Annotated in this window: 28 protein-coding genes; 10 read left to right on the forward strand and 18 right to left on the reverse strand. The window is 42.2% G+C overall.

Features of this window, described 5'->3' with window-relative positions:
• Window positions 1-73 precede the first annotated feature (73 nt).
• The 11 genes from PCIT_RS23265 to PCIT_RS19710 all read right to left on the reverse strand — a co-directional run bounded on the left by PCIT_RS23265 (window position 74) and on the right by PCIT_RS19710 (window position 2,912).
• On the reverse strand, window positions 74-202 hold the full coding sequence (locus tag PCIT_RS23265) for a hypothetical protein (RefSeq protein WP_273542021.1): 129 nt from the start codon (window positions 200-202) through the stop codon (window positions 74-76).
• Between the two features lie 155 nt (window positions 203-357).
• Window positions 358-483 (reverse strand): hypothetical protein, encoded by a 126-nt coding sequence (locus PCIT_RS23270; protein ID WP_273542022.1) that lies wholly within the window; start codon window positions 481-483, stop codon window positions 358-360.
• A 5-nt stretch (window positions 484-488) separates the two neighbouring features.
• Window positions 489-614, reverse strand: coding sequence for a hypothetical protein (locus PCIT_RS23275; protein ID WP_273542023.1), 126 nt, complete (start codon window positions 612-614; stop codon window positions 489-491).
• Window positions 615-879: 265 nt separating this feature from the next.
• Window positions 880-1,005: a hypothetical protein gene (locus PCIT_RS23280; RefSeq protein ID WP_273542024.1), complete on the reverse strand. Its 126-nt coding sequence runs from the start codon at window positions 1,003-1,005 to the stop codon at window positions 880-882.
• A 5-nt stretch (window positions 1,006-1,010) separates the two neighbouring features.
• Window positions 1,011-1,136, reverse strand: coding sequence for a hypothetical protein (locus tag PCIT_RS23285; RefSeq protein ID WP_273542024.1), 126 nt, complete (start codon window positions 1,134-1,136; stop codon window positions 1,011-1,013).
• 5 nt (window positions 1,137-1,141) lie between these two features.
• Window positions 1,142-1,267, reverse strand: a complete 126-nt coding sequence (locus PCIT_RS23290) for a hypothetical protein (RefSeq protein ID WP_273542024.1) — start codon at window positions 1,265-1,267, stop codon at window positions 1,142-1,144.
• Window positions 1,257-1,397, reverse strand: a complete 141-nt coding sequence (locus PCIT_RS19690) for a hypothetical protein (protein WP_192992829.1) — start codon at window positions 1,395-1,397, stop codon at window positions 1,257-1,259. Before PCIT_RS19690 ends, PCIT_RS23290 begins: the two co-directional genes overlap by 11 nt.
• The gene (locus PCIT_RS19695) at window positions 1,387-1,527 is read right to left on the reverse strand and encodes a hypothetical protein (RefSeq protein WP_192992829.1); all 141 of its coding nucleotides are present in this window, start codon (window positions 1,525-1,527) and stop codon (window positions 1,387-1,389) included. Before PCIT_RS19695 ends, PCIT_RS19690 begins: the two co-directional genes overlap by 11 nt.
• Window positions 1,517-1,657 carry a hypothetical protein gene (locus PCIT_RS19700; RefSeq protein WP_192992829.1) on the reverse strand — a complete coding sequence of 47 codons (141 nt, stop codon included), beginning with the start codon at window positions 1,655-1,657 and terminating at the stop codon, window positions 1,517-1,519. Before PCIT_RS19700 ends, PCIT_RS19695 begins: the two co-directional genes overlap by 11 nt.
• Window positions 1,647-1,787, reverse strand: coding sequence for a hypothetical protein (locus PCIT_RS19705; protein ID WP_192992829.1), 141 nt, complete (start codon window positions 1,785-1,787; stop codon window positions 1,647-1,649). The genes PCIT_RS19700 and PCIT_RS19705 overlap by 11 nt, the downstream gene beginning before the upstream one ends.
• 420 nt (window positions 1,788-2,207) lie before the next feature.
• Window positions 2,208-2,912 (reverse strand): hypothetical protein, encoded by a 705-nt coding sequence (locus PCIT_RS19710; RefSeq protein WP_021032271.1) that lies wholly within the window; start codon window positions 2,910-2,912, stop codon window positions 2,208-2,210.
• 531 nt (window positions 2,913-3,443) lie between these two features.
• Between PCIT_RS19710 and PCIT_RS19715 the strand changes: the two genes are divergently transcribed.
• Both PCIT_RS19715 and PCIT_RS19720 read left to right on the forward strand, forming a co-directional pair.
• On the forward strand, window positions 3,444-4,007 hold the full coding sequence (locus PCIT_RS19715; RefSeq protein WP_010367400.1) for a hypothetical protein: 564 nt from the start codon (window positions 3,444-3,446) through the stop codon (window positions 4,005-4,007).
• Window positions 4,008-4,009: 2 nt separating this feature from the next.
• Window positions 4,010-5,707: an LruC domain-containing protein gene (locus tag PCIT_RS19720; RefSeq protein WP_010367402.1), complete on the forward strand. Its 1,698-nt coding sequence runs from the start codon at window positions 4,010-4,012 to the stop codon at window positions 5,705-5,707.
• Window positions 5,708-5,939: 232 nt separating this feature from the next.
• On the opposite strand, the gene PCIT_RS19725 is transcribed toward PCIT_RS19720, so the two are convergent.
• The 3 genes from PCIT_RS19725 to PCIT_RS19735 all read right to left on the reverse strand — a co-directional run bounded on the left by PCIT_RS19725 (window position 5,940) and on the right by PCIT_RS19735 (window position 7,546).
• The gene (locus PCIT_RS19725; RefSeq protein WP_010367404.1) at window positions 5,940-6,398 is read right to left on the reverse strand and encodes a hypothetical protein; all 459 of its coding nucleotides are present in this window, start codon (window positions 6,396-6,398) and stop codon (window positions 5,940-5,942) included.
• 270 nt (window positions 6,399-6,668) lie between these two features.
• Complete coding sequence (locus PCIT_RS19730; protein WP_010367405.1) at window positions 6,669-6,950, reverse strand: GIY-YIG nuclease family protein; 282 nt, start codon at window positions 6,948-6,950, stop codon at window positions 6,669-6,671.
• Window positions 6,951-7,318: 368 nt separating this feature from the next.
• Window positions 7,319-7,546 (reverse strand): hypothetical protein, encoded by a 228-nt coding sequence (locus tag PCIT_RS19735; RefSeq protein ID WP_010367406.1) that lies wholly within the window; start codon window positions 7,544-7,546, stop codon window positions 7,319-7,321.
• 1,655 nt (window positions 7,547-9,201) lie between these two features.
• Between PCIT_RS19735 and PCIT_RS19740 the strand changes: the two genes are divergently transcribed.
• Together PCIT_RS19740 and PCIT_RS19745 are read left to right on the forward strand one after the other, a co-directional pair.
• Complete coding sequence (locus tag PCIT_RS19740; protein ID WP_010367407.1) at window positions 9,202-9,861, forward strand: class I SAM-dependent methyltransferase; 660 nt, start codon at window positions 9,202-9,204, stop codon at window positions 9,859-9,861.
• The gene (locus tag PCIT_RS19745) at window positions 9,854-10,945 is read left to right on the forward strand and encodes an HNH endonuclease (protein WP_010367409.1); all 1,092 of its coding nucleotides are present in this window, start codon (window positions 9,854-9,856) and stop codon (window positions 10,943-10,945) included. The genes PCIT_RS19740 and PCIT_RS19745 overlap by 8 nt, the downstream gene beginning before the upstream one ends.
• Before the next feature lie 88 nt (window positions 10,946-11,033).
• Here the strand turns inward: PCIT_RS19745 and PCIT_RS19750 are convergent, their stop codons facing one another.
• Entirely contained in the window at window positions 11,034-14,201 is a 3,168-nt protein-coding gene (locus tag PCIT_RS19750) for a DUF3427 domain-containing protein (protein WP_010367415.1), read from the reverse strand.
• Window positions 14,202-14,497: 296 nt separating this feature from the next.
• On the opposite strand from PCIT_RS19750, the gene PCIT_RS19755 reads away from it, so the two are divergent.
• Genes PCIT_RS19755 through PCIT_RS19765 form a run of 3 tightly spaced genes read left to right on the forward strand, consistent with a single transcriptional unit; the run spans window position 14,498 to window position 17,110 of the window.
• Window positions 14,498-15,673, forward strand: coding sequence for a hypothetical protein (locus PCIT_RS19755; RefSeq protein ID WP_010367417.1), 1,176 nt, complete (start codon window positions 14,498-14,500; stop codon window positions 15,671-15,673).
• 2 nt (window positions 15,674-15,675) lie between these two features.
• On the forward strand, window positions 15,676-16,329 hold the full coding sequence (locus PCIT_RS19760; RefSeq protein WP_010367419.1) for an OmpA family protein: 654 nt from the start codon (window positions 15,676-15,678) through the stop codon (window positions 16,327-16,329).
• A complete protein-coding gene (locus PCIT_RS19765; protein WP_010367422.1) occupies window positions 16,322-17,110 on the forward strand; it encodes an HNH endonuclease in 789 nt (262 codons plus the stop codon). The genes PCIT_RS19760 and PCIT_RS19765 overlap by 8 nt, the downstream gene beginning before the upstream one ends.
• On the opposite strand, the gene PCIT_RS19770 is transcribed toward PCIT_RS19765, so the two are convergent.
• Complete coding sequence (locus PCIT_RS19770; RefSeq protein ID WP_010367429.1) at window positions 17,094-17,276, reverse strand: hypothetical protein; 183 nt, start codon at window positions 17,274-17,276, stop codon at window positions 17,094-17,096. The two genes, PCIT_RS19765 and PCIT_RS19770, sit on opposite strands and share 17 nt — an antisense overlap.
• A 294-nt stretch (window positions 17,277-17,570) precedes the next feature.
• On the opposite strand from PCIT_RS19770, the gene PCIT_RS19775 reads away from it, so the two are divergent.
• The 3 genes from PCIT_RS19775 (at window position 17,571) to PCIT_RS19785 (ending at window position 22,165) form a co-directional block, all read left to right on the forward strand.
• Complete coding sequence (locus PCIT_RS19775; protein WP_010367432.1) at window positions 17,571-17,846, forward strand: hypothetical protein; 276 nt, start codon at window positions 17,571-17,573, stop codon at window positions 17,844-17,846.
• Window positions 17,847-19,616: 1,770 nt separating this feature from the next.
• Complete coding sequence (gene zigA, locus PCIT_RS19780) at window positions 19,617-20,819, forward strand: zinc metallochaperone GTPase ZigA (RefSeq protein WP_010367434.1); 1,203 nt, start codon at window positions 19,617-19,619, stop codon at window positions 20,817-20,819.
• A gap of 1,169 nt (window positions 20,820-21,988) precedes the next feature.
• Window positions 21,989-22,165: a hypothetical protein gene (locus PCIT_RS19785; RefSeq protein ID WP_157592904.1), complete on the forward strand. Its 177-nt coding sequence runs from the start codon at window positions 21,989-21,991 to the stop codon at window positions 22,163-22,165.
• 179 nt (window positions 22,166-22,344) lie between these two features.
• Here PCIT_RS19785 and PCIT_RS19790 read toward each other — a convergent pair whose 3' ends face one another.
• Entirely contained in the window at window positions 22,345-23,898 is a 1,554-nt protein-coding gene (locus PCIT_RS19790; protein WP_010367440.1) for a Calx-beta domain-containing protein, read from the reverse strand.
• A 1,159-nt stretch (window positions 23,899-25,057) separates the two neighbouring features.
• On the reverse strand, window positions 25,058-25,780 hold the full coding sequence (locus tag PCIT_RS19795; RefSeq protein ID WP_010367442.1) for a hypothetical protein: 723 nt from the start codon (window positions 25,778-25,780) through the stop codon (window positions 25,058-25,060).
• Window positions 25,781-25,871: the final 91 nt, after the last annotated feature.

The raw sequence follows: 25,871 nt of genomic DNA on the forward strand, positions 1-25,871 counted from the left end.
AACCTGTTAGGCGAGAAAGCGAATAGTCACTCAATGTGGCTATTCGTGTTCCTGACGAAGGTCAGGATCCACTTCAACCAAACCACCAAAGTAAAATAGACTCTGAACCAAGTTCAGAGCGACGAAATAGAGGGGGCGTGACAGACATCGTCTGCCAACTTGGCCTTCTCTCTTTGTCTTCCTGACGAAGGTCAGGATCCATCTAAATCAAACTACCAAAGCGGATATAGGCTCTGAAACCGGATATAACCCTTGAATCAAGCTCAGAGCGACGAAATAGAGGGGGCGTGACAGACGTCGCCTGCCCAGTTGGCCCTCACACTTTGTCTTCCTGACGAAGGTCAGGATCCATCTAAATCAAACGACCAATGCGGATATAGGCTCTAAACTAAGCTCAGAGCGACGAAATAGAGGGGGAGTGACAGACATCGTCTGCCCACTATACCTTCTCTCTTTGTCTTCCTGACGAAGGTCAGGATCCATTCTAATCAAACGACCAATAAGGATATAGGCTCTAAGCTAAGCTCAGAGCGACGAAATAGAGGGGGAGTGACAGACATCGTCTGCCCACTATACCTTCTCACTTTGTCTTCCTGACGAAGGTCAGGATCCATCTAAATCAAACGACCAATGCGGATATCGGCTCTGAACTAAGCTTTGAGCGACGACATTGAGGGGCATGACAGACATCGTCTGCCCACTATGCACTCACAATTTGTCTTCCTGACGAAGGTCAGGATCCATTCTAATCAAACGACCAATGCGGATATAGGCTCTAAACTAAGCTTTAAGCGACGACATTGAGGGGCATGACAGACATCGTCTGCGCACAGTGCACTCACACTTTGTCTTCCTGACGAAGGTCAGGATCCATTCTAATCAAACGACCAATGCGGATATAGGCTCTAAACTAAGCTCAGAGCGACGAAATAGAGGGGGAGTGACAGACATCGTCTGCCCACTATACCTTCTCACTTTGTCTTCCTGACGAAGGTCAGGATCCATTCTAATCAAACGACCAATGCGGATATAGGCTCTAAACTAAGCTCAGAGCGACGAAATAGAGGGGGAGTGACAGACATCGTCTGCCCACTATACCTTCTCACTTTGTCTTCCTGACGAAGGTCAGGATCCATTCTAATCAAACGACCAATGCGGATATAGGCTCTAAACTAAGCTCAGAGCGACGAAATAGAGGGGGAGTGACAGACATCGTCTGCCCACTATACCTTCTCACTTTGTCTTCCTGACGAAGGTCAGGATCCATCTAAATCAAACGACCAAAGCGGATATAGGCTCTGAACTAAGCTTTGAGCGACGACATTGAGGGGAGTGACAGACATCGCCTGCCCACTATACCTTCTCACTTTGTCTTCCTGACGAAGGTCAGGATCCATCTAAATCAAACGACCAAAGCGGATATAGGCTCTGAACTAAGCTTTGAGCGACGACATTGAGGGGAGTGACAGACATCGCCTGCCCACTATACCTTCTCACTTTGTCTTCCTGACGAAGGTCAGGATCCATCTAAATCAAACGACCAAAGCGGATATAGGCTCTGAACTAAGCTTTGAGCGACGACATTGAGGGGAGTGACAGACATCGCCTGCCCACTATACCTTCTCACTTTGTCTTCCTGACGAAGGTCAGGATCCATCTAAATCAAACGACCAAAGCGGATATAGGCTCTGAACTAAGCTTTGAGCGACGACATTGAGGGGAGTGACAGACATCGCCTGCCCACTATACCTTCTCACTTTGTCTTCCTGACGAAGGTCAGGATCCATCTAAATCAAACGACCAAAGCGGATATAGGCTCTGAACTAAGCTTTGAGCGACGACATTGAGGGGCATGACAGACATCGTCTGCGCACTGTGCACTCACACTTTGTCTTCCTGACGAAGGTCAGGATCCATTCTAATCAAACTACCAATGCGGATATAGGCTCTAAACTAAGCTTTAAGCGACGACATTGGGTGAATTTAAGAATGACATTCACACGTTGTCTACCTATTTAGCCTTACCACTTTGCCTTATCATTCAGTCTTCCTGACGAAGGTCAGGATCCATTCTAATCAAACGACCGAAGCGGATATAGGCTCTGCACCAAGTCCAGAATGACGACGTTGGGAGCCTATGTTCACACTTAATGGGGGAGAAATAATAGAGTGTAAAACTTCTAGTGCTACTTTGAGTTTGTCAGTATTTAAAAGCGATAGCTAAGGTTGCCAGAAATTGCATTGTATTCATCAGTTTTAAGGTAACGAACATTGGTAGCCCAAGTTGGTGTAATTGCATACCCTAGTTCAACAGACAAAAGAGTGCTAGTGTCTCCACCTTCTTTTTGTAATCGTTTTATATTGGTACTTGCATCAGATGTTGCGCCTAGTCCGAGCTCGACGTAAATACTATCAAAGTATTTTCGGTAATTAACCTCTAGGGTTATTAAATCAGTTGTGCTTTTTTCTGAGTATGAACCATCAAAAAGCACCAGTTCAGTTCCGTCTTCGAACGTTTGCGTATAGTGCTCATAGCCATTAATAGCTAAATAAACACGAGATACATAACCTTGTAAATTAAGAGTAGACGAGTCGGATATTTTAAACTTTTTGCCGATACCAAACTCAACAAAGTCGAAATCTAAATCAAATGTACTTTGCCCTTTGATCAATTCGGTGCCATCTATCGTTGCAAAATTACCAGTGAGGTTTCCAGAAAGCTGAGCATAACTTCCTTTTACATAAAAGTTTTGAAAATCGCGAGTGAGTGAGACTTGAGGCCCGTTAGTTTGAAGGTCTTCTAAATCAGGTAATTCGAGTTTAACAATTCCTGCTTCAAGCGTATTGAGTGGTGTGCAATATGCCTGTGTTGTTACAAATAACACACTTAAACCAATTAAAAACGTTTTCAATATACTAACCCCTTTAAATACAAGCCGCACATCATACCTAACAGGCCCAGTACTGTAAATTCCCATAGGACAAACATCATACGGCAGAATTGCTATCCACTTAGTTTACCTGCTGATTTGTGTTTGCACTGTTTACTTGCACGGAATGTGAGGTTGCAGAGTTATTTGTAAAATGCAATGCAATTTGCCTATAGGCTCGATCGACTTATTGAGTATTTTTAGTTTGTTTATGACTATTTAGGCAATGAAGGTTAAGTATAAGTTGGCGTAACCACCTAAATTATTGTGATTAAATTTACAAACCTTCCGTTGTTTAATACATATTTGTTAGATACTGCGCAAAAAGTACGGCATTACAAAAATACGGCACAGATCTTTAATCACTCCCTCTAGTTTGTGTATTGGATCCCAAGAAAGGTGGCAGGTGTTGGGTACAGAGCCAATTGTATTACTGGTACCAAATACTGCGCATCAGCCTTGAAATTGGTCAAATGCAATTAATCTTAAATGTATAATGTTGGAGACTAAGCAATGATATCTAAATATACATGTATAGCACTGTGTTTACTTACTATGGGATGTGGTGGTGGTTCTAGCGACGAAACGAGCACACCAGCTTCGACTGTTCCAGATCAAAATAGTGGTACGACACCACCGCCTGATATCAACCCAGATCCAACACCCGAACCGGGCCCTACACCAGAGCCAAATCCACCAGAGACTAACTTAGACAGTGTTGTAGTGCCGGAACAATTTGATTGGTCGATGTACAAAGAAGACGAGGTAAAAATCAAAACGGTCAGCAGCACTATGCGCCCAGATGGTGAACTTGCAGGGCTTGGCGGCAAGCATTTTATGAAAATAGTGGCGCTTGACGGTGAACAAAAAGAACTTGAGAACCCGTTACAGCGAAGCTTAACTAGCAGAACCGGCGAAACACGCACTAAGCTAAAATTACCAAACGAGTGGTACGGTATAAAAGTGGAGGTGACCGTAGGGTCGCAAGTCTGTAGTAAGGTATTTAGCAAAGAAGAAGTCACGGGAGAAATTGAAGTACCGTGTGACATCGAAATGCCCGCTGGCGATGGAGAATAATTATGAATATAAAACACAGTCTTTCTATCGCACTATTATGCCAAACGTCTTATGTTTTTGCGGCAGCAACCGAAACAAACACGGTCGACAACCAAGATGGCACTTTTACATATATCCAGCGGATCAACAAAGACAGCACTGCGCCGCATTATTCAGCACCCAGTGGCTACGGCTTTAATTTTTATTCTCATTATGATCAAGATTACGGCTGGCAGCACAACTTTGATGAAGCATCGAACCCATTGGTTAAAATACAAAGCGCGACACTATTGATCCGTGGCTACGATATTGATTCAGAGGCTTTCCACGGTACTAACGGCGAATATGATGGCATTAGCGTAGATGGTACTGACTTAAACCCCGGATTACTACAAGGCACCAATGGCACTTGGTCAGAAACCACATTTGATATGCCAACTTCATACATCTTAGATGATGGGTTAATGAATGTGTTTTTAGACATTGATATGAACCATGACTACGTGTGGTGGAAAACCACCCTAGATTACAGTCTACTGACTATCACGTACACGATAACACAAAATGATGCGCCGTACACACCGACATTAAGTGGTTCTCCACAAGGGTGTGCTAATCCTACAGACGATTTTACAGTTAACGTAACGAATAGCAGTGATGCAGACCCTGACGGAGACTTAGTAACTTATGAATACCGTTGGTTTGTAGACATTGGACAAGGCGAAGTGGTTGATGACGAAGTTGCAGGTAAAACAGATCATACTGGTAATACCGTGTTGTCATCACAAGTAAGCGCAGGTGAAACATGGCGAGTACAAGTGATTGCAACAGACAGTAATGGCTTAGTAAGCAGCCCGGCCTTTTTTACATGGGAATTAGGTGAAAACGACAGCGACTGCGACGGCATTAGTGACGTGAACGATGATTATCCAAATGATGATAAACGCGCGAGTAATAACTACTCTACTCAGTCAACACTCGCATTTGAAGATTTATGGCCAGAAAAAGGCGATTACGACTTAAATGACTTGGTTATTTCAAATCAATTTAACCTCGTAAAAGATGCTAATGGCTTGGTTAAGCAAATAGACTTAACAGGGAGTATTCAAGCTCGCGGCGGATCCCTAGCGAGTGGTTTTGCCATCGCCTTTCCCGGTACTACTAGCGCAAATGTAGAAAGCATTAGTGTAGAAGTTAACGGTCAGTCTGAATCAGTGAGTGCAGAAACAGGTCACAGCAGTGAACTTGTGGTTGCAGTGCTTAAAAATACCCATTCAGCAACGAATGACTCGCAAACTTATTCATTCTTTAACACCCAAGACGGTGATGACAGGGCGGTTATTCCAGTGACAATGAGCTTGATTTTTACTGACCCAGTTGACCCGCTGTTAATTGGTAACGCACCATTCAATCCGTTTATTTATCGAGTAAGCGACCGTGGCAGAGAAGTGCACTTACCAAATTATGCACCAACGGCACTGGCAAATACCGGCTTATTTAAAACGGGGGCTGATAATACTGAAGTTGGGGGCGAAACTTATATGACGCCAGCAGGCCACCCTTGGGCACTTGAGATATCTACCTCATGGTTACACCCAATGGAGTCGGTAGACATTATTCAGGCTTACCCAGCAATTCAAGATTGGGCTGAGAGCCGCAAAGCCAGAGGCACAACATGGTACAGTACACCAGTAGCAGGTAAATGTTGGAAATGTAACTAGCAAGTAGGAACGTCAAAAATGCACCGTAATAGCGCGGTGCATTTTTTATTTACTGCATATCCCTGACGAAAGTCAGGATCCATCTCAAATACAGGCACCATAACCAACTCCACACTCCGTCTTCCTGACGAAAGTCAGGATCCATTCCAGCTAAACCATTAAACAGAAATAGACTCTGAACCAAGTTCAGAGAGATCGAGCAGCTGCGCACCTTCACACACTGCCCCCCAGTTTATACACCGTCTTCCTGACGAAGGTCAGGATCCACTTCAACCAAACTACCAAAGTAAAATAGACTCTGAAACCAGTTCAGAGAGACGAAAGAGCGGCGCACCTTCACACACAGCTGCTGATTTATATACCGCGTCTTCTTGAAGCTGGTCAGGATCCATCCCAATTCAAACCACCAAAGAGCAATAGACTTTGAATCAAGTTCAGAGCGACGAAGGGGTACAGTCGGTTGCCGATTTGTATATAGCGTCTCCCTGACGAAGGTCAGGGTCCATGCCCAGCTAAACCACCATAAATAGACTCTGAAACCGTTCAGAGCGACGAAAGAGCGCCTGCACACAGTCGCTGATTTATATACCGCGTCTTCCTGACGCAGGTCAGGATCCACTTCAACCAAACCACCAAAGTAAAATAAACTCTGAAACCAGTTCAGAGCGACGAAGCAGCGGCGCACCTTCACACACCGTCTTCCTCACCAAAACCATCCCCCGTCTCCCTGACGGAGGTCAGGGTCCATCCCAATTAAAACCACCAAAGAGAAATAGACTCTGAACCAAGTTCAGAGCGACGAAGCAGCGGCGCATCTTCACACACTGCCCCCCAATTTATACAGCGTCTTCCTGACGAAGGTCAGGATCCATCTTGACCAGGGCACTAAAGCCAATTCAATACTCTGTCATTCCTAATAGAGGGTAAGGCCATTATTCACGAATGCTTCAAAGAGCAAACCTTAAATTGAGAGGTACAAGTCATCCCAATTTGGATTCACCTTCTCAATTAAATTGATTTTCCATTCACGACGCCAATTTTTAAGCTGTTTCTCACGAGTGATGGCACTATACATATCACAATGGGTTTCAAAATAGACCAGTTCCGTTACCTTGTAGCGTTTTGTAAACCCTTCGACAAAATGGTGTTTATGTTCGTATATGCGTTTTTTTAAATCACGAGTGACGCCGATATATAAAGTACCCTGTGGCTTAGATGCCAAAATATAAGTGGTAGGCTGCATGTGGTAGTCCTTTAATGCAATATGGAAAGAAAAGTATGTAGCTATAACATCCTGTTATAAATACTTATATATTTAATTATTACAGTTAATTTAAATAAATCAAATAGACTCTGAAACCAGTTCAGAGCGACGAAGATGCGGCAAACCTCCACACATCGCTCCCAACTTTATACACCGTTTTTCTGACGAAGGTCAGGATCCATCTCAAACACAGTCACCAAAACCATCCCCATACTCCCTCTCCCTGACGAAGGTTAGGGTCCATTTATGGGAACATACTTTTAAAATTTTGTTAAGGCAAGTTAGCGAAATAATGAATGGAAAGACTTTAATAATTAAAAAAGGAAAGCCGCGATGCGGCTTTGGATTTACTTACTAACCACTGTACCAATTTTAAACACTAATAAACACATGGTAATGAGTGCTACGAATATAACTAGAGCAGGGATTAAACACACACCCCAAGGCTTATTGTTTATGACAGCATTTTGCATAATTTCTGCCATACTCGATAATAGGTAGCCGATAGCCCCTAACGCAGCAAATAGGATTTTCACTAGGTCGGTGGCGGATCGGTTTTTCTTGCTATCTGGCATCGTTTGATTCCTTTTTGCTTCGTAGTACAAATTACGTAATGATGAGAGCTTTTTATTGACAAGGTACGCTCATAACTCTGGATCACTTTTTTGTGAATGCTTTCATAGCAATCTCCTAAAAATAGAAAAGTCCTGTTTAGTTGATACAGCCTTCCGGTAATGCTGCTAATTTGATCTAAATTTTTCATAATTAATTTCACCTTTTAAAAACATAACATCGTGCGAATGTCAGTTAATAAAATTACCTTTTAGAATTTTGTTGATATACATAAATGCCTCCTAAATTGCGATTTATACGAAATAAGCGTACACGTGTACGCTATTTAACTATTAACATTTGTTTGTTTGTTGTTCAATGGGATGTAAATTAGTCATATTAATAATAAGTATCATTATTTAAAATGTAGATCTAATTGATTCTTAGTTGTGATGTGCTTCATAAGCGGTAAAGCGTATTTTTCAGGTGTATGAAGCGATATTTTTGATTCTAAAGTATGGCTTTTTGGAGAGGTTAATTCTCTTATAAAATAGTGATGTACTGGTATAACCAGTAACATAAATAAAGGGTTAAACTATCAAAGTGATAAATTCTTGTAAAGAAAAGGCCGCACACGCCATCTCCCACTTCATACTCCGTCTCCCTGACGAAGGTCAGGGCCCATCCCAACCACGAAAGTAAAATAGACTCTGAAACCAGTTCAGAGCGACGAAGAAGCGGCGCACCTTCATACACCGGCCCTCACTTCATACTCCGTCTTCCTGACGAAGGTCAGGATCCACCTCAAATACAGGCACCATAACCAACTCCACACACCGTCTCCCTGACGAAGGTCAGGGTCCAACTCAAACACAGTCACTAAAACCAACTCCACACACCGTCTCCCTGACGAAGGTCAGGGCCCATCCCAACCACGAAAGTAAAATAGACTCTGAAACCAGTTCAGAGCGACGAAGCAGCGGCGCATCTTCACACACCGCCCCCAATCTATACACCGTCTTCCTGACGCAGGTCAGGATCCACCTCAAATACCGGCACCATAAGCAACTCCACACACCGTCTCCCTGACGAAGGTCAGGATCCATCTCAAATACAGGCACCATAACCAACTCCACACACCGTCTCCCTGACGAAGGTCAGGATCCACCTCAAATACAGGCACCATAACCAACTCCACACTCCGTCTCCCTGACGAAGGTCAGGGTCCACCCCAATTAAAAACACCTACTAACCTCAATAACGCAATGTAAAAATAACGTAACAGATAAAGCCATGATAATTATGTGGACTTCAACGCAAAGCCTATTCAAACCGCCATAAATCGTGCTAAGTTACCAGCCAATAGCTAAATTATAAGGCGAAAGGCTCGTCGTTTTAACATAGCAATACATTAACAAATACATGGTTACACTTGGCATAAAAGCGGTTGAAGGACGCAGTACAACCGCGGCGGCTTTGTTTATACACTCCTAGGTATAAACAAAGCCGCAGAACTAACAGGAATTTGAATGCGCTTATATCAAGCAGCTTTAAGCGGCCACAGGCACACACACTATAAAGTTACCAATCCTATCGGTGCCCAAAAGTGCATTACGTATTGTGCTTGCCAGTCTTTTGAAAACCAGTGCTTAGCAAACTCATATTGTGAGCGCCAACTATGAACAATACCGCGTCTTTAGCTAAAACAAACAGTACACTCCAATACTACGCAAATAACGCGCATGATTTTGCACAGTCAACACTACACGTTGATATGGGCGAGCTATATAAAGAGTTTTTGCCACTATTACCATCGCCGCATCACAACGAGCATGAAAAAATACATATTCTCGATGCCGGTTGCGGCGCAGGGCGCGACGCACTGGCGTTTAAGCAACTGGGCTATAAAGTCACGGCCTTTGATGCCTGCAGTGAACTGGCCGACATTGCCAGCTTTCATTTACAGCAAAGCGTGTACGTAAAAACCTTTCGACAAGTTAAAGAACACGCGCAATATCACGGCATATGGTGTTGCGCCAGTTTACTTCATGTTGCCCATAACGAGCTCCCAGACCGTTTCACCAAGCTCGCTAGCGCATTAAAACCCAATGGTATTTTGTACGCCTCATTCAAATACGGCAAAGGCGAGCGCAACGACGGCAACCGCATATTTAGTGATTTAACCGAAACATGCCTAGAAGATCTACTAGCACAAATACCCAGTTTAAACGTGGTTAAAGTATGGCAAAGCAAAGATCAACGCCCTGATAGAAGCGAGCAAGTGTGGTTGAATGTGGTGGTGAAAAAGCCGCTTTGTGAAGAATCGTCTTATGAGTGATAACCAACAGCAACAACTTGATTTTATCGCTTACATTCAGCGCTTATTGGTTGAAGGTGACTTCAGTGCCACGTATAAGTTTGCCTTACTCCATGCATTGGCTGATGTATGTGTAGAGCAGCCGCTTATATCTGAGCAAGCAACACTCAAAATAGACTTAGCCACCTTAGCGGATAAGCTCATAGTTTTATATTGGCACCATGCCGTCCCTTTTTCAGCAGTTCAAACAGGTGAAAACGCTTTATTAAAACAAAATAGTGGTGTGCAATCTAAAGTGATCTCGGTGTTGTATGAGTGCCAACAAAACAACATTCGTAATTTACGTGCTCTAAAGCAAAGCCACTTATATAAACCAACATTTAATGCCGCCTTAGCCACGCTCAAAGTGGGTCCGCTGTGGCGTTTACAAATATTGGCAAAACAAGCTGAATGCTTTTTATACCCGCATACACATAGCACGCAACACATCGTCTTAAATGCAGGTATTGCCAGCTGCTTTAGGCGTTTTTATGATTTGGTGGTGTACTTGGCTAAAAATGCGTGGCTGCAAAAAATTCAAAGCATAAAACACAATCAAACATTGATTGGTCCACAAAGCCAACTGCACGACTTTTTATTTGGGTTTGATCGTAACGCACTCAGCAAAGCCAAACCTGTTTTAATAGAGCTACAACAGGGCAAGTGCTTTTACTGCCAAAAGCCGTTGAATAACAAAACCGAAGTTGACCATTTTATTCCGTTTGTCCGCTACGCAAACGACTTAGGCCACAACTTTGTGGCCGCTCACAGCACCTGCAACAACAGTAAACGCGACTTTTTAGCAGCGCAATGTCACCGCGAGCGCTGGCAAGAACAAAACCTCGTTATACATAGCCAACATTTAACTCATGAACTTAGTGACTACTTTAATTGCGATGCAGATAAATCGCGTTCAGTAAGTGATTGGGCATATCAGGTCGCGCAGGCGAATAGTTCTAAATTGTGGGTAGGTGTGAATGAGTTTGAAGCTGTTGATTTTAATTATCAGCAATCAAGTCTTGAGCTAGGCCGTGTGGCGGAAAGCATACCAAAATATAGTGTATAGGATTGAGTATTAATCTATAAGTTTGCAGGTTGTCCAGAATGCGTTTTTTATTCTGTAGCTGTAACTTCTAATGTGCATTCTACGATAATCACCCAACCGCCAATTTCCCTGCCTCGTGCCACATGTCACTTGGCATGGGGTTCATCAATTCCCACGTGACATTCATTGGCTGGCTGCCGGTGTGGCTTTGGTATTTAACTTCGCCGTAGTTTACAAATCCCATTGTGCGGCCGTTTTCATCTTTACTTTGTTCTCGGACAAATAACAAAAAGGTTTTGCCTGCTTGTTGGTGTTCAATGTAGCTTAAGCCGCGGCCGTGTTCTGGGCGGGCGCTGTTTTGTGTTTGCCAATGAAACAATGTGGGACTCAGTGCATAGTCGTGATACAACGTGGTGGGCGAATAAGTTTTTTCGCACTTGTTAAGGGTAACAAATAGCAGTTCTAGATTTTGATTTTTAAATTCTAATACGCCTTCGCGCGCTGTCGATTTTTTATCAAATGTGTGTGCACCAAAGGCGGCGAGTATGTGTTGGCGCGTGTAGCGGCTATGTAATTTTATGGCGTGGTTGGGAAAACACGCTAAATCACTTTCTTGTTGGTGAATACGGTTTATTAAAAGCGTAATTACTTGTGCCAGTTCGTGCTGCAACATTGTGTGTTTAAGTGCTTTCAAGCCTTGATCTAAAGTGTTAAACCCTAAGCTTTTACCTGTATTATCCCAAAAGTTGTAATGAGCCATTAGCGCAAATTGTTGGTTTTGCGGTGTAGGCGAAAAGTTAAAATTGTTATTACATAATTCCTGTAAAAAGCGTAAATAGCTAAGTGAGTCGCAGGTAAGTAATTGGGTGTTTATGGCGCGGTAATATGCGGCATAAATATCGGCTTGTTCTTCGGGAATGTCATCACCTTTTAGCCAGTGCCAGCCGCCGAGCTTTTTGTCTTTTGGTTTGTAGATGTCTTCAAGTGTGACCTGCGGATTGAGTCGTAAAAAGTTGCTTAAGCTGAGCTCGTCGTCACTGTGTTGTGAATAGCCAGCAATGAGCTGCTGGAGGCGGCGTTTACCATTAATAGCCTGCTGAATATTCTTTAATATGGTTTTTTGCGTTTGCTTTTGTAGCTCTATACGACAACCCAACGGCAAATGCGGGAAATTGTTTTCGATTTCAGTTTTGATTGGTTGATTACTTTTACCAATGAGCGAGCGAAACTTACTGGCAAAGTCGTATTCTGGGCGCGCATTACCCACAAAGTCGAGCACGGTACAACATTGCTTTGAACCACTCAAAGAAAGGCTATTGTCGGGCAAACGCAAACCGCGGCCAAGTTGTTGTAAAAATAACGTGAGGCTTTCGGTTGGTCGTAAGAATAGCAGAGTGTCGACTTCTGGAATATCAACGCCTTCGTTAAAAATATCGACTACGCACAGGATTTGAATAGCACCACTGCGCAGTGCTTGTTGTTTTTGTGCACGCTCGCGGGTGTTTTTACTGGTAAGTACGTCGGCATTGATACCTGCAAGGTTGAATTTGGCGGCCATAAACTCGGCATGGGCTTGGCTTACACAAAATGCCAGCGCTTTGATGGTGTGAACGTTGGTGGCAATGTCGGCTAGGCTGGTGATAATTTTAGCTGCGCGACTATTCTCACCAGTATAAAGGTTGCTTAGTTCGGCTATGTCATAGCGGCCATTGCGCCATGGGATTTGATTTAAGTCGAGTGTATCGTCAATACCAAAGTATTGAAATGGGCATAAATGACGTTGATTGATGGCTTCTGGTAAGCGTATTTCAGCGGCTATTACGCCACAAAAATCCTCTAGTATATTAGCGCCGTCTTGTCGCTCTGGTGTGGCGGTTAATCCCAGTAATATGGTTGGCGTAAAGTGCTGTAATACGGCCCGATAACTGGTTGCACTTACATGGTGTACCTCGTCGATGACAATATAGTCATAATAATCGGAAGTTAGCTGTAAGGTGGCTAATTGGTTGTTGAGCGTTTGGATTGACGCAAATAACTGGTTATAACGCTCGGGGGTATAGTTACCCACCCATAATTCGCCAAAGTTATTATTTTTAAGCACGCCACGATAAGCGCTTTGAGCTTGTTTGAGTATTTCTTCACGGTGGGCAATAAACAAAAAAGTAGCACTTGGGTTTTCATCGTAAAGAGGTTTAAAGTCGAAAGCCGAAACAATGGTTTTACCCGTGCCTGTTGCTGCAACCACCAAGTTTTTATAGCGGTTGTGAACGCTGCGTTCGACACAGAGTTTTTCTAAAATGACTTTTTGATGGGGTTTTGGGGCTATATCAAAATACAACGGGTTGTTTGGTTGGCGTACTCCGCGTTGTTCTTTTAATGAATTTATCAGCTTTTCTTTGCACGCAACTTTACCAGTAAATAGTTCAAAGTCTTTTGATTGCCAGTAGGTTTCGAAGGTGCTTTTAGTTTTGGCGATGATGTGCGGGATTTCTTGTGCAGTGATTTTTAAGTTCCACTCAAGGCCGCTGGTGAGTGCTGAGTGTGATAAATTAGATGAGCCAATATAGCCGGTATGAAAGCCCGTATTGCGTAAAAATAAGTAGGACTTTGCGTGCAAGCGCTCTTGTTGGTTGTTGTAACTAAGCTTAACTTCGGTATTAGGTAAGCCTGCCAAAAACTCTACCGCTTTGGCGTCGGTTGCACCCATATAAGACGTTGTTATTACCTTGAGCTGCTTACCACTGTGAGTAAATGCTTCGAGCTCATTTTTGAATATACGCAGCCCCGTCCATTTTATAAATGATACTAACCAGTAGATGGTATCGGCTGAGTTGATCTCGCGTTTAAGTTCCGTTTCTAAAGAAATACCAGCGTTTGCTCCTGAGAATAGCTCGCTTTGAGTTAGTCCAGTAAGCGGAAATATACCATTGGTATAAGTGGGCAAGTCAGCGGCGATAGGGTTACTTTTATCAAATAGGGCTGTGAGTATTTTGCCTTGTGAGTCAATTAAGTTATCGCTAATGACTGTGTCGTCAGTAATGTGATCTTTTAACCAAAAAACCAGTTTGTTAGCGAGTTCTATTTGGTGCTGTAACCGCTCGTTGGAATTAGGTATCGCGTTGATGGCCTGTTCTACCAGCTTTGCTAAAAAACGCGACAGCCAAGTTGCGGCTTCGGCACTTTCAAGTACGCGCTCACCTACGTAAAAGCGTTCTCTGTTGAGGTTTTGCTCGACCACTTGGGTGATGAGCTGCTCGTAAATGCCGATTTGTTCCACGTTTATTCCTTTTACTTCTGTGTTGTGGTTGCCGTAACTCCTTGAAACGGGATTTAGTTTAATTTATTGGGGTGAGGTTTGGAAGGGGTGTAGGGTAGGAGGTTAGCCTTGGCTTTGGCGTGTTTGGTTGGCATGGACCCTGACCTTCGTCAGGGAGACGAATGGTGGGACATGGTACACAAGGTGAGGTTGTGATTAATCGATTAAGTAGCAGAAAGGTTGGTTTTTTGTTTTTTTAATGTTTCCGATGATGTAGAGTTTAAGCCATTTGAAATTAAACTTGAGGAGGTTTCAATTTGGCAACAAATCTTATTTTCATCTCGATTATTACTACAGCTGTAGCAGTTTTGTTTTTTATCTATGAGGCAAGAAAATCAACTTCTAAAGTTGCAACTATTACACCCTCTCTATGTGTAACCATTGGCATATTCTTTACATTTGTTGGCATTGCTGTCTCATTACAGTCATTGGCACCCTCCAGCAATAGCCAAGAGGCATTTGAGGCGTTATTGGTTGGGTTGAAAAGTGCCTTTTGGTCTAGTGTTATTGGCTTAGGTGGTTCAATACTTTGTCGTTGGCAGTCAACTAAATATGGAAAAGATCCATATGATGAATATGCAAAGCAAACGAACCATATTGTTGTGGCGCTGCGAGAAAATAGCCGTAGTGTAATTCATGCAATCAATAACAATAGTAAAACAATAGCTACTATATTATCGGAGCAGCTTTTCAAAGATTCTGAAAGCTTAAGTCAGCAATTTCAAGAAAGTACTAATGTTATTTTGAAGAAATTCGCTGCCAATATTGAAATTTTAATCTCTCAATCAAATACTCTATTAAATGATGTGAATACTTCTGTTCAGTCGAATCAGGTTATATTAAATACGATGGTCACTTCATCTCAGGAATTTAACGAAAATAATAGAATCGCTATGCGAAATAGTGCGAATTTATTACGTAATTGCGTTATGCACTTTAATACTATTTTAGAATCTACAGAAAAGTCACTTATTAGTTTTGAAGTGCAAAATGAAAAGTTGCAAAAAGGGATGGAAGATGTTTCTTCTGCCATAATGAGTGACTTTTCTAAGGTACAAACATTATACCATTCGTTAAGTCATGATATAAATCGAGTAGAGTCAGCAATGAAATCTGTGTCTCAGCTAGTTATAGATTTAAAACAGGTTCAAGAGTTGTTAGAAAAAGATCACAAAGAGAGCATGGTAGCGGCTATTACTGATTTTAAGGTTCAATTTCAAAATGTTAGTAAAGAATTTGATGCATTAAATCTGGCGCAAATGAAAGCGGCGCATGCTTTCTTTGAGAACTTAGATCTTACAGTTGAAAAAGGACTCACCGAAGTAGTCGATGTTTACACTAGTGGCCTCAAAACTATCCTCAAAGATAATAACACTGTGTTGATAAAGAGCAAAGCCAAAGAAACTGATCTTCAGTTAGATGAAGTGGAGTAATTATGCTATTCAATGCGCAAGGCACGGAAGATTCAGGTTTAGCGATTTCAGATCTTATGACGGCACTAACGGCCGTATTTTTATTAGGCACATTATTAGCCATCGAAAAACGTGATTTAAGAAGTGAATATGAAGCTTTCAACAATACTTCTTTTGAGAATAACTTATTAAATGAGAAGCGGAGAGTAGGTAAGCTGTTAGAAACAGTGAGCAATAATAAGTCAAAATTACATTGGGACGAAAGTCGACATGCATTAACAGTTTGGCTGCAATTTGAAAAGAATGATTCAAAGTTGACTGAGTCTGCGAAGGCAACTCTAAATATGTTGTGCCCAAAACTAATAAGTATTGTGGGCAATCATGGTAGCTCAATTGGTAAAGTGATCATACGGGGACATACAGATAGAAGTTGGAGTGGAAAAGGTAATGATTTTGTTGGCAATATGCGTGTTTCTTATGAAAGGGCAATGAATACAACAGATTATTGCTTAGCGTCATTGCCAAAGAAGGAGGTGGTCATTGCTTCTAAGTTTGCTGCTGAAGGGGTGTCATTTCTGTACGCTGACAGTTCGTTGACTAAAGGACAGGAAAATTTACAGCGGCGAGTAGAAATTTTGTTTGATTACACTCAGCAAGCGAGACAAGAAAATGACTAAATTTAACGGTTTTCGTTCATCTTGGTATGAAGTATTGGGCAATGTTAGAGAGAGTGTTGACCGAAAGATATTGTTTAACTACCGGAGAGACCCTGGTTTTTTTAAAGATGGTAGACCTGTTTTTGCTTATAAAAAAGAGTTTCAAATAGCACGTTATGATGAATTAACAGCGGATAATATAATGAGTAAAACACCCAAAGTGCATTTGACTTACTGTCAAAATATACAAAGGGCACCAGGGAAATATCAGGTAACAAGCCGTGCAGATGGTTTTTTTCATGTTAACTTAAAAGCTGAGAGCGGCGAAATTCAAGAAGAGGAAGTACTATTACCTATGGCGGCTTGTCAGTTTTGCATCCGAATGCTGTTCCCTGATTATTTACCGCCACTTGGAAAAAATAAGGCCAAATGTGATGAATTAGCGAGCAATTTCAATTTTGCAGATTTTGTGATAGAAGGTGTTGTGTTAAGCCATATCGCTTTTGATGAGTCAAATATACTCAATAGGTTTTTGGGGGAGAGAAATTGGTCAGAATTCAGCAGGGATATGCGTGCAAAAAATAATTGGTGTTGTCAGTTGTGCAAAATCTCATTTAAAAGCTATAAGCATCTACTACATGTTCATCATATCAACCATAGTCAATACTGGAATTCACCCGCTAATTGTATGGTGTTGTGTATAGGTTGTCATGCTAAGCAACCCCATCATCAGCATCTTAAGCAGAATAAACTTTATAGTCTATATGAAGAATACATTAAGAAAGTTACATTGACATATTAGAAGCCTCGATGCTCTTACGTTCATCTGCCATAGGGAAGGTCAAAGTGGCTGAAAGAGCCTGAAATGTATATCCAAGCACACGCTCACCCACGTAAAAGCGTTTTCTGTTGAGGTTTTGCTCGACCACTTGGATGGTGAGCTGCTCGTAAATACCGATTTGTTCCACGTTTATTCCTTTTACTGCTGTGTTGAGGTTGCCGTAACTCCTTGAAACGGCGTTTAGTTTAATTTATTGGGGTGAGGTTTGAAAGGGGTGTGGGGTAGGAGGTTAGCCTTGGCTTTTGTGTGCTTGGTTGGCATGGACCCTGACCTTCGTCAGGGAGACTAGTGGCGGGGTGTTTGTTGTTGGGGATCGATATTGGATGTGGAGTTGGGTTTAGCATTGGTGTGCTTGGTTGGCATGGACCCTGACCTGCGTCAGTGAGACGAATGGTGAGGCGTTGGTTGTTGAGGGTCGATATTGGATGTGGAGTTGGGTTTAGCTTTGGCGCGTTTGATTGGGATGGACCCTGACCTTCGTCAGGGAGACAAATGGCGGGGTGTTTGTTGTTGGGGATCGATATTGGATATGGAGTTGGGTTTAGCTTTTGTGTGCTTGGTTGGCATGGGCCCTGACCTGCGTCAGGGAGACGAATCTATTTTAGGGAGGCGAGTGGTGAGGCGTTGGTTGTTGAGGGTCGATATTGGATGCAGAGTTGGGTTTAGCTTTGGCGTGTTTGATTGGCATGGGCCCTGACCTGCGTCAGGGAGACGAATCTATTTTAGGGAGACGAGTGGTGGGGGGGTTGTTGTTGGGGGTCGATATTGGATGTGGGAGGTTGGTTTAGCTTTGGTGTGTTTGGTTGGCATGGGCTCTGACCTGCGTCAGGGAGACGAATGATGGGGTGTTAGTTGCTGGGGGTCGATATTGGATGTGGGAGGTTGGTTTAGCTTTGGTGTGTTTGGTTGGCATGGGCTCTGACCTGCGTCAGGGAGACGGATTGTGGGGCGTTTAGTGATGGGTAGTTGGGTGTTAAGTGCTGTGTAGGTTTTGCGTCATGGTTAGTTTTTTATTTGTCTCCCTGAATTTATTTCAGGGTCTAGGCTTTGAAGTGTTTGAAAGTGAATGTTGACTGTTTGATGGAGCCAGACTTGCGTCAGGGAGACTGATGGTGTGGGAGATGGGTATAAAGCTAGGTGCGGTGGTATGTGACTTGGTTTTGCTATGATTGTAATTTAAATGTAATAAAATGTAAATACTTTTGGGCGGTATAAACTCGAAGTTGTGCATTAAACATGCAGGTTCGTGTGCAAGGGTGTATAGGCAAGGCGTTATATTTATTATATTGCATTTAACTTCCAGCACTTATTTGAGGGTTATTTTTAGTGTTGAACAAAGTGCTTTACTTGTTAAGTTGCTGGTGTCATTGTGGTTTTTTTAATAAGGAATGTGCTATGAAAATTAAAATGGTAAAAAAACAGATTAAAAACTTGTCTACTAATAATACTCTAAATCAAAAGCAAACTAACAAAGTTGCTGGTGGTATGTACGCTACAGCACCTTGGATGACTTGTCATTCGCATGAGTGTGTAACTTATTACTGCTAAATAGTTATATCAAACTCAATTATTTGAGTTTAAAAGTTAGTTATAATTTAATAACCTTCGGCTAGGCTGAAGGTTTATTTTTCATCAAAAAATTCAAACTATAAAATAAGTTCGTTGCGACTTTATTTTATACCGCTACTTTGTACAAGTAACATAATTTACCCTCACATATTTCGATTCATTTCTCACTTATAAATTCCATTTCTTTTATTGTTATGACTCGTCTTTTTAAGCATGGCTCTTCTTCTTATGGCCGCTAAGTAGATAAGTCATTTGTGATGACTACGGGTGGTGATAACTGTGAAAGCGGTTTGTACAATACCGATCTGTGCGACGTTTATTCTTTTTATTACTGTGTTATGGGATGAGGCAAGGGTTGGGTTTTGAGTGCCCATTAAAATGGACCCTGACCTTCGTCAGGGAGACGGATGGTGGGGTGTTGGACGTGGTGGTTTGATTTAGCTTTGGTGTGTTTGGTTTGATGGACCTTGACCTTCGTCAGGGAGACGGATGGTGGGGTGTTGGACGTGGTGGTTGGTTGAGCTTTGGTGTGCTTGGTTGGGATGGACCCTGACCTGCGTCAGGGAGACGGATGGTGGGGGTGTTTAGTGATGGGTAGTTGGGTGTTAAGTGGTGTGTAGGTTTTGCGTCATGGTTAGTTTTTAATTTGTCTCCCTGAATTTATTTCAGGGTCTAGGTTTTGAAGTATTTGAGAGTGAACTGGGTTGATTAATTAGGCTTTGACCTTCGCCATGAAGACGGGTGATGGGCGTTGGGGGTAAACAGTTTGGTGCCATATAAAAGTTGCGCAATCTAATGTTATAATATAACGTTCCTTGTTAGGTCGTGTAAATAGCGCTTCGTCATCGCTAATGATCAAATCAAAACCGTCAATTTAAAATTCAATGTGGTCAAAATTATGTCTAATATACCGTCTTTACTGCCAGTTACCGTGCTTTCTGGTTTTTTAGGTGCAGGTAAAACTACCGTTCTAAATCATATATTGAGTAACCGAGAAGGCCTCAAAGTGGCTGTTATCGTTAATGATATGAGCGAAGTTAATATTGATGCAGCAACAGTGCAAAATGAAATAAGCTTAAATAGGGCAGAAGAAAAGCTTGTTGAAATGAGTAATGGCTGTATTTGTTGCACGCTCAGAGAAGATTTGCTTGAAGAGATCACCCGTTTGGCTAAAGAAGGCAAGTATGACTATTTAGTCATTGAGTCTACCGGTATTTCAGAGCCTTTACCGGTGGCCGAAACATTCACGTTTGCAGATGAAAATGGCATTAGTTTATCGGATGTTGCCCAGCTCGATACCATGGTCACTGTGGTTGATGCGCTTAACTTTTTAAAAGATTACGATGAAGCGAGGTCTTTACATGAAGTAGGCGAAAGTTTAGGTGAAGAAGACGAGCGCAGTGTTGCCGACTTATTGGTTGAGCAGGTGGAGTTCGCCAATGTATTATTAATTAGTAAAACCGATTTGATTTCAGACACTGAACTAAAGCGCCTTAAAAGTATCTTGAAAACGCTTAATACGGATGCTGAACAAATTGCTATCTCAAACGGGAATGTGCCGTTAAAACAAGTATTAGCGACTGGTAAATTCAGTTTTGAAAAGGCAAGTGTGGCAGCGGGTTGGTTAAAAGAAATGCGGGGTGAGCATTTACCTGAAACAGAAGAGTTTGGTATTAGCAGCTTTGTATTTGAAGCGAGGCGTCCATTTTATCCAGAAAAGTTTTATAACTTTTTACACAGTAAAGAGATCGCGGGTAAGTTGATCCGCTCAAAAGGCTTTTTTTGGTTGGCAACAAGGCCGCAATTTGCGGGGAGTTGGAGCCAAGCGGGCGGTATGGCACGATATGGTGCCGCTGGATTATTTTGGAAAGCAGTACCAGAGCAAGATTGGCCCACAGATCCTGATTATCGCCAAGCAATAGAAGCGCAATGGGTTGAACCATTTGGCGATATGCGCCAAGAATTGGTTTTTATTGGCCAAGGGTTAGATAAAGCCGATATTATCAATCGATTAAACGCGTGTTTGTTAGAGGAAGATGAATTGCTACAAGGCGCATCATCGTGGGCAAAACTCCCTGATCCATTTCCATCGTGGGAATGATACTTTTTTGGATTTGAGTTTATTTGGGGGATTTACCCCCCTGAATTTATTGAGTAATTTGAATTCAGTGAGTAATTAGTAAGGAGAGTTGTTTAGCATGGACCCTGACCTGCGTCAGGGAGACGACTACTCCCCTTTTTGTGTGTTATGAATTGAGATGTACTCCTTTCGTCGCCCTGAAGTTATTTCAGGGTCTGCTTCTTGTACTCGAAGTGAGAGTGCGGGGATTATTTAACATGGATCCTGACCTGCGTCAGGAAGACGAATAGCTTCAGGCTAAGATGGCGAATACACTCCATCGGCCTCCCCAAGCAAGACGGAACTCCCTCTTCGTCACCCTGAATTTATTTCAGGGTCCCTTCTGTATGAGGTACCTTGATGTGTACTAAGCGAGATCACGGAGGTTAATTAGCATGGATCCTGACCTGCGTCAGGAAGACGAATAGCTTCAGGCTAAGATGGCGAATACACTCCATTGCTCTCCCCAAGCAAGACGGAACTCCCTCTTCATCACCCTGAATTTATTTCAGGGTCTAGTCTTTATGAGATACTTTCTTGTGCTCTAAGTGAGAGTGCGGGGGTTATTCAGCATGGATCCTGACCTGCGTCAGGAAAACGAATAGCTTCAGGCTAAGATGGCGAATACACTCCATTGGCCTCCCCAAGCAAGACGGAACTCCCTCTTCGTCATCCTGAATTTATTTCAGGGTCCCTTCTGTATGAGGTACCTTGATGTGTACTAAGCGAGATCACGGAGGTTAATTAGCATGGATCCTGACCTACGTCAGGAAGACGAAAACCCCAAAATCAAGAAGGCGAATACACTCCACTGGTCTCCCCAAGCAAGACGGAACTAGCCCTTCGTCACCCTGAATTTATTTCAGGGTCTATTCCTTGTGCTCTAAGTGAGAGTATGTGGGTTATTTAGCATGGATCCTGACCTGCGTCAGGAAGACGAAAACCTACAAATCTAGATGACGAATATACTCCATTGGCCTTCTCAAGCAAGAAAGGAACACTCCATTCGTCGCTCTGAATTCATTTCAGGGCCTATATATTTACTTTAAATATACTTTATTAATAAATTTATTAATTTGTAGACACGCCCATTTTTACTGTGTACCTTGTGAGCTCATGTGAAGAATAATTAAACAAAGGAGTGCATGTAAATGAAATTACTACTAAATAAAAAGTCACTAAAAACACTAAATAATAAAGATTTGCCATTGGCACTAACTGCTGCGGCAGCGGGTGGTGCGGAAGATGTTAACTTTACGCTTTACGCAGGCTGTAATACGCGACCTTCAAACCCACGTATTTGTGGTGGTACAGGCCGTACTAAGTAACGCGTTAGTGTGGTCAATACATTATTAGTTTAATGTATTGACCACGTTTATTTTTATTATAAAACTGGTTATTTAGGTTTTGCTGTTTATAGATTTTGTTATTGACCTTCCTTGTCATTGTTAATAGTGCTTATTAAACATTTCCTGTATTTAAATTAACTCCTGTTCTGAAAATCATATTACCAACAGCCATTGGCACAGTTAACGTTATGGTGGTTGTGGATCTGCGATCTATGGCCTGTGTGCACATTAACGGTTACCCCATTATAAGTGAGCGTAGCCCATGCCGTCGTGCCGTTGTTCATCCACCAAGTGCTCTGGCTGTCTCCAGCGTAACTAAAGCTATTTGCAGGCAGTGATTTAGTCGCAATTTTTTGGCTGCTAATGTAAAAGTTAACTACTGTACCAGCTGGAGCATTAGGGAAGTGGCCTTTGATCCCTCTAATGCGTTGGCCGTCACAACAGCCATCTGAGCCTTCCCAGTTTACACTGCCATTTTTAGCTGCGTTTTGAAGTTGGACAGCAGGATCTGTGTCATTTTCAAGAATTGTGGCAGTTTCACTATCAGAGCCTGTCCCGTTACTTGCTACGTTAATATGAACAGTAAATTGTTTATTTCCTTGAAAAACGGTGTTATCGACAGTGGGTATTGATATTGTATAGCTAGTACTGCCGGCTGGAATAGTAACAGTCTGATCTGTATAGCTATAGTCACTGCTGGTGGCGGTGCCTGGTGTGGTTGATACGTCTACAGTTACATCAGCACTGTGAGAGCTACTAAGCTCTATGTTAAAACTGAGCGTAGATCCTTCGCTAGCAGACGCAGTCACAGGTGTGAGCGACACTGTTGGCTTAGTCACTAATTGACATAAAGGGACCTCTGGGCACGCATAACCATTGCTATTATCGACCGCTAAATCGTTTATTTGAGTAGGTATGGTTGCCATCCGGCATGCAGCCCCAGTTGTAGGGATGACGTGATACAGCTCAGACATGTTATGGCTGCCATAGTCATTACTTTTATCACGGCTGATGATGAGCTCGCCCACACCATTAAATACCGCACCTGTGACTGTTGGTAAGTTATGCTCAGCGAGTTTAGTCACGGTTAAAGTGGCAATATTAACGGTAAATATTGCAGAATTAGAGATTAAATATAATTGCCCGTTTTTGAATGCTAAGTCACCACGCCACATTTCGGGGTTATTCGAATACCCTGACATACTGCCTAATAGTGTTGTTTCGCCAGTCGAAGGCTCAATTGAATAGAGTTTGTTAAAATAAGAGCCATATAAAAGTTGTGACGTGCTGTCGTATGCAAGTCGGTACATCGGCTTACTATTGGCTAATGTAACATGCTCCTTAGTGCTCATATCTACATAAGCAATTTTTGTGTACTTTTGTTTTTGTGCAGAAATAGGCAGCGACTTTAGCTCAGTACTGTTTAAGTCAACTCCCGACACATCGAGTTTGTATTCTGACGCTCTTGGTGCACTAATATAATACAAACGATTTAAGTCTGATGCGTATGCCATTGCTGCTGAACTAAACTTAGCCTTTGAATGAACAAATGCGTCACCGCTATACTCATTGACCGCAACCACCAACCCAACTTCACCTCTGCCAGCGTTGATACTAAAAAGCTGACCTGTGCAGTTATTTGCCAAAGTGTTAGCTGTGAACAGACAGCTGGTGAGTACCATAGAATTGATTATTTTTTTGATAGTGAACATAACGATTAGCCCCAGAGTTTTGTTTGGCGTATGGGCATATCCTTGCACGTCAAAGTTGGTTTACATCATATTTAATGACTCCATTATGCGCTTCAATGTTATTTTTGCAACAATAAAAATACATTTAATAGTATTTTTGTATTGGTTTTTGTCTTTTTATATGATTTTAAAGGGATTGTTTTTTGTTTGAAGTGAGTTTTACCAAAAATGTAAAGGGGCTTTACGTACGTATGCATATTTGTCAGCTCCATTTGTCTCCCTGAATTCATTTCAGGGTCCATTGTTTTTGTAACGAATGCGAAAAGTTGTAATCGACATGGATCCTGACTTGCGTCAGGAAGACGAAAAAACGTGATTTTTCTCCTTTAGAAGTGACAGGTAAGCTCGATTTGTCTCCCTGAATTTATTTCAGGGTCCATTGCTTTGTAACGAGAGCGAAATGCAGTAACTGACATGGATCCTGACCTGCGTCAGGAGGACGAAAGGTGTGCTTGGAGGCAAAAGATGAAGCCTTTGCTGGTATATATAAACCTGAGGTCGGGCTGACACTTACCTGTCTCCTTTAGAAGTGACAGCTAAGCTCGATTCGTCTCCCTGAATTCATTTCAGGGCCCAGTTTGTATGATGTTCTGAAATAGAGGTAGTTGCTTAATATGGATCCTGACCTTCGTCAGGAAGACGAATATCTTCAAACTAAGCAGGCGAGTACACGCCATTTGTCTCCCTGAATTCATTTCAGGGTCCACTTTGTGTGATGTAAGGAGATAGAGGTAGTTGCTTAATATGGATCCTGACCTTCGTCAGGAAGACAAATACCCTCAAATCAAACTGATGAACACATTCTATTTGCTTCTCTCAGAAGCCGAATACCCTCAGATTAAACAGACGAGTACACTCGATTCGTCTCCCTGAATTTATTTCAGGGTCCAGTTTGTGTGATGTACTGAAATAGAGATAGTAGCTTAATATGGATCCTGACCTTCGTCAGGAAGATGAATAAACTCAAATCAAACAGATGAACACATTCTATTTGTTTCTCTCAGCAGGCGAATACCCCCAGATTAAACAGACGAGTACACGCCTTTTGTCTCCCTGAATTTATTTCAGGGTCCATCAAGGCTTTCAAATAAAACAGACGTATGTTGAGAACAGGGGGGAATTAGTGTTCATGAAGAGTGTGTAATGATTTTTTGTACTCTTCGAGATGTAATAGCTGCCGTTCTAGCATTTTAGTGGGGGCTTGTATGTGGGCTTTTTTTAGCCAATACGTGGCTTTTTTTAGATCTTTGTTAAACGGAATAAAAGCGGCGTTGTATTTTAATGCAGGGTTGTAAAGCTGTCCTAAGAGTAACTTGGCAGGCCAATATTTGTCGTTTGCTGCAAGCTTTAAGTAATGTAGTGCTTGTATGGGGTTGGCATTATCAACGTGATAAAGGCCCGCATTAAAGTGGTTGTAGCGAGATTTCCCATTAGGACTATGCTGTAGTTGTGCTATTTCTTCAGCAGAAAGCGTCACAAGTAACTTTTTTAACTGAGTTCTTATAAAGTTAACAGAAATATTCTCTGGGTACTCTAACCCTTTGTTGTAATATGATATCGCTTCTGTCCGTAATGATGAATTACTTGTATTCGCTTTATAACGCAGGTGATAAACCGTCGCAATGCGAATATTTGCAATACCAGGCTCGTAGTGTGCAATTTTTTCAAAGCATGCAATGGCTTTTTGATCCTCTTTATTGCCGAAATACTTCATACCACGGCGCAAATAGGGTGACCAAATGGCATCATCTTTTAGCTGATCTTGCTTATATGATAAGCCTTCACAGGCATAAGCTGATACAGAGCTCAGAATCGCAAAGAGGAGCAAGAGTATAGAGAACACTTTTTAGTCCCTTTTTTGGGTTTTTATATTTATGCAACAATATTAAATAACCTTTCATTTTGCAATCCACACAATATCTATATTTGTAAAT

This window comes from Pseudoalteromonas citrea (genome assembly GCF_000238375.3).
GTDB lineage: Bacteria > Pseudomonadota > Gammaproteobacteria > Enterobacterales > Alteromonadaceae > Pseudoalteromonas > Pseudoalteromonas citrea.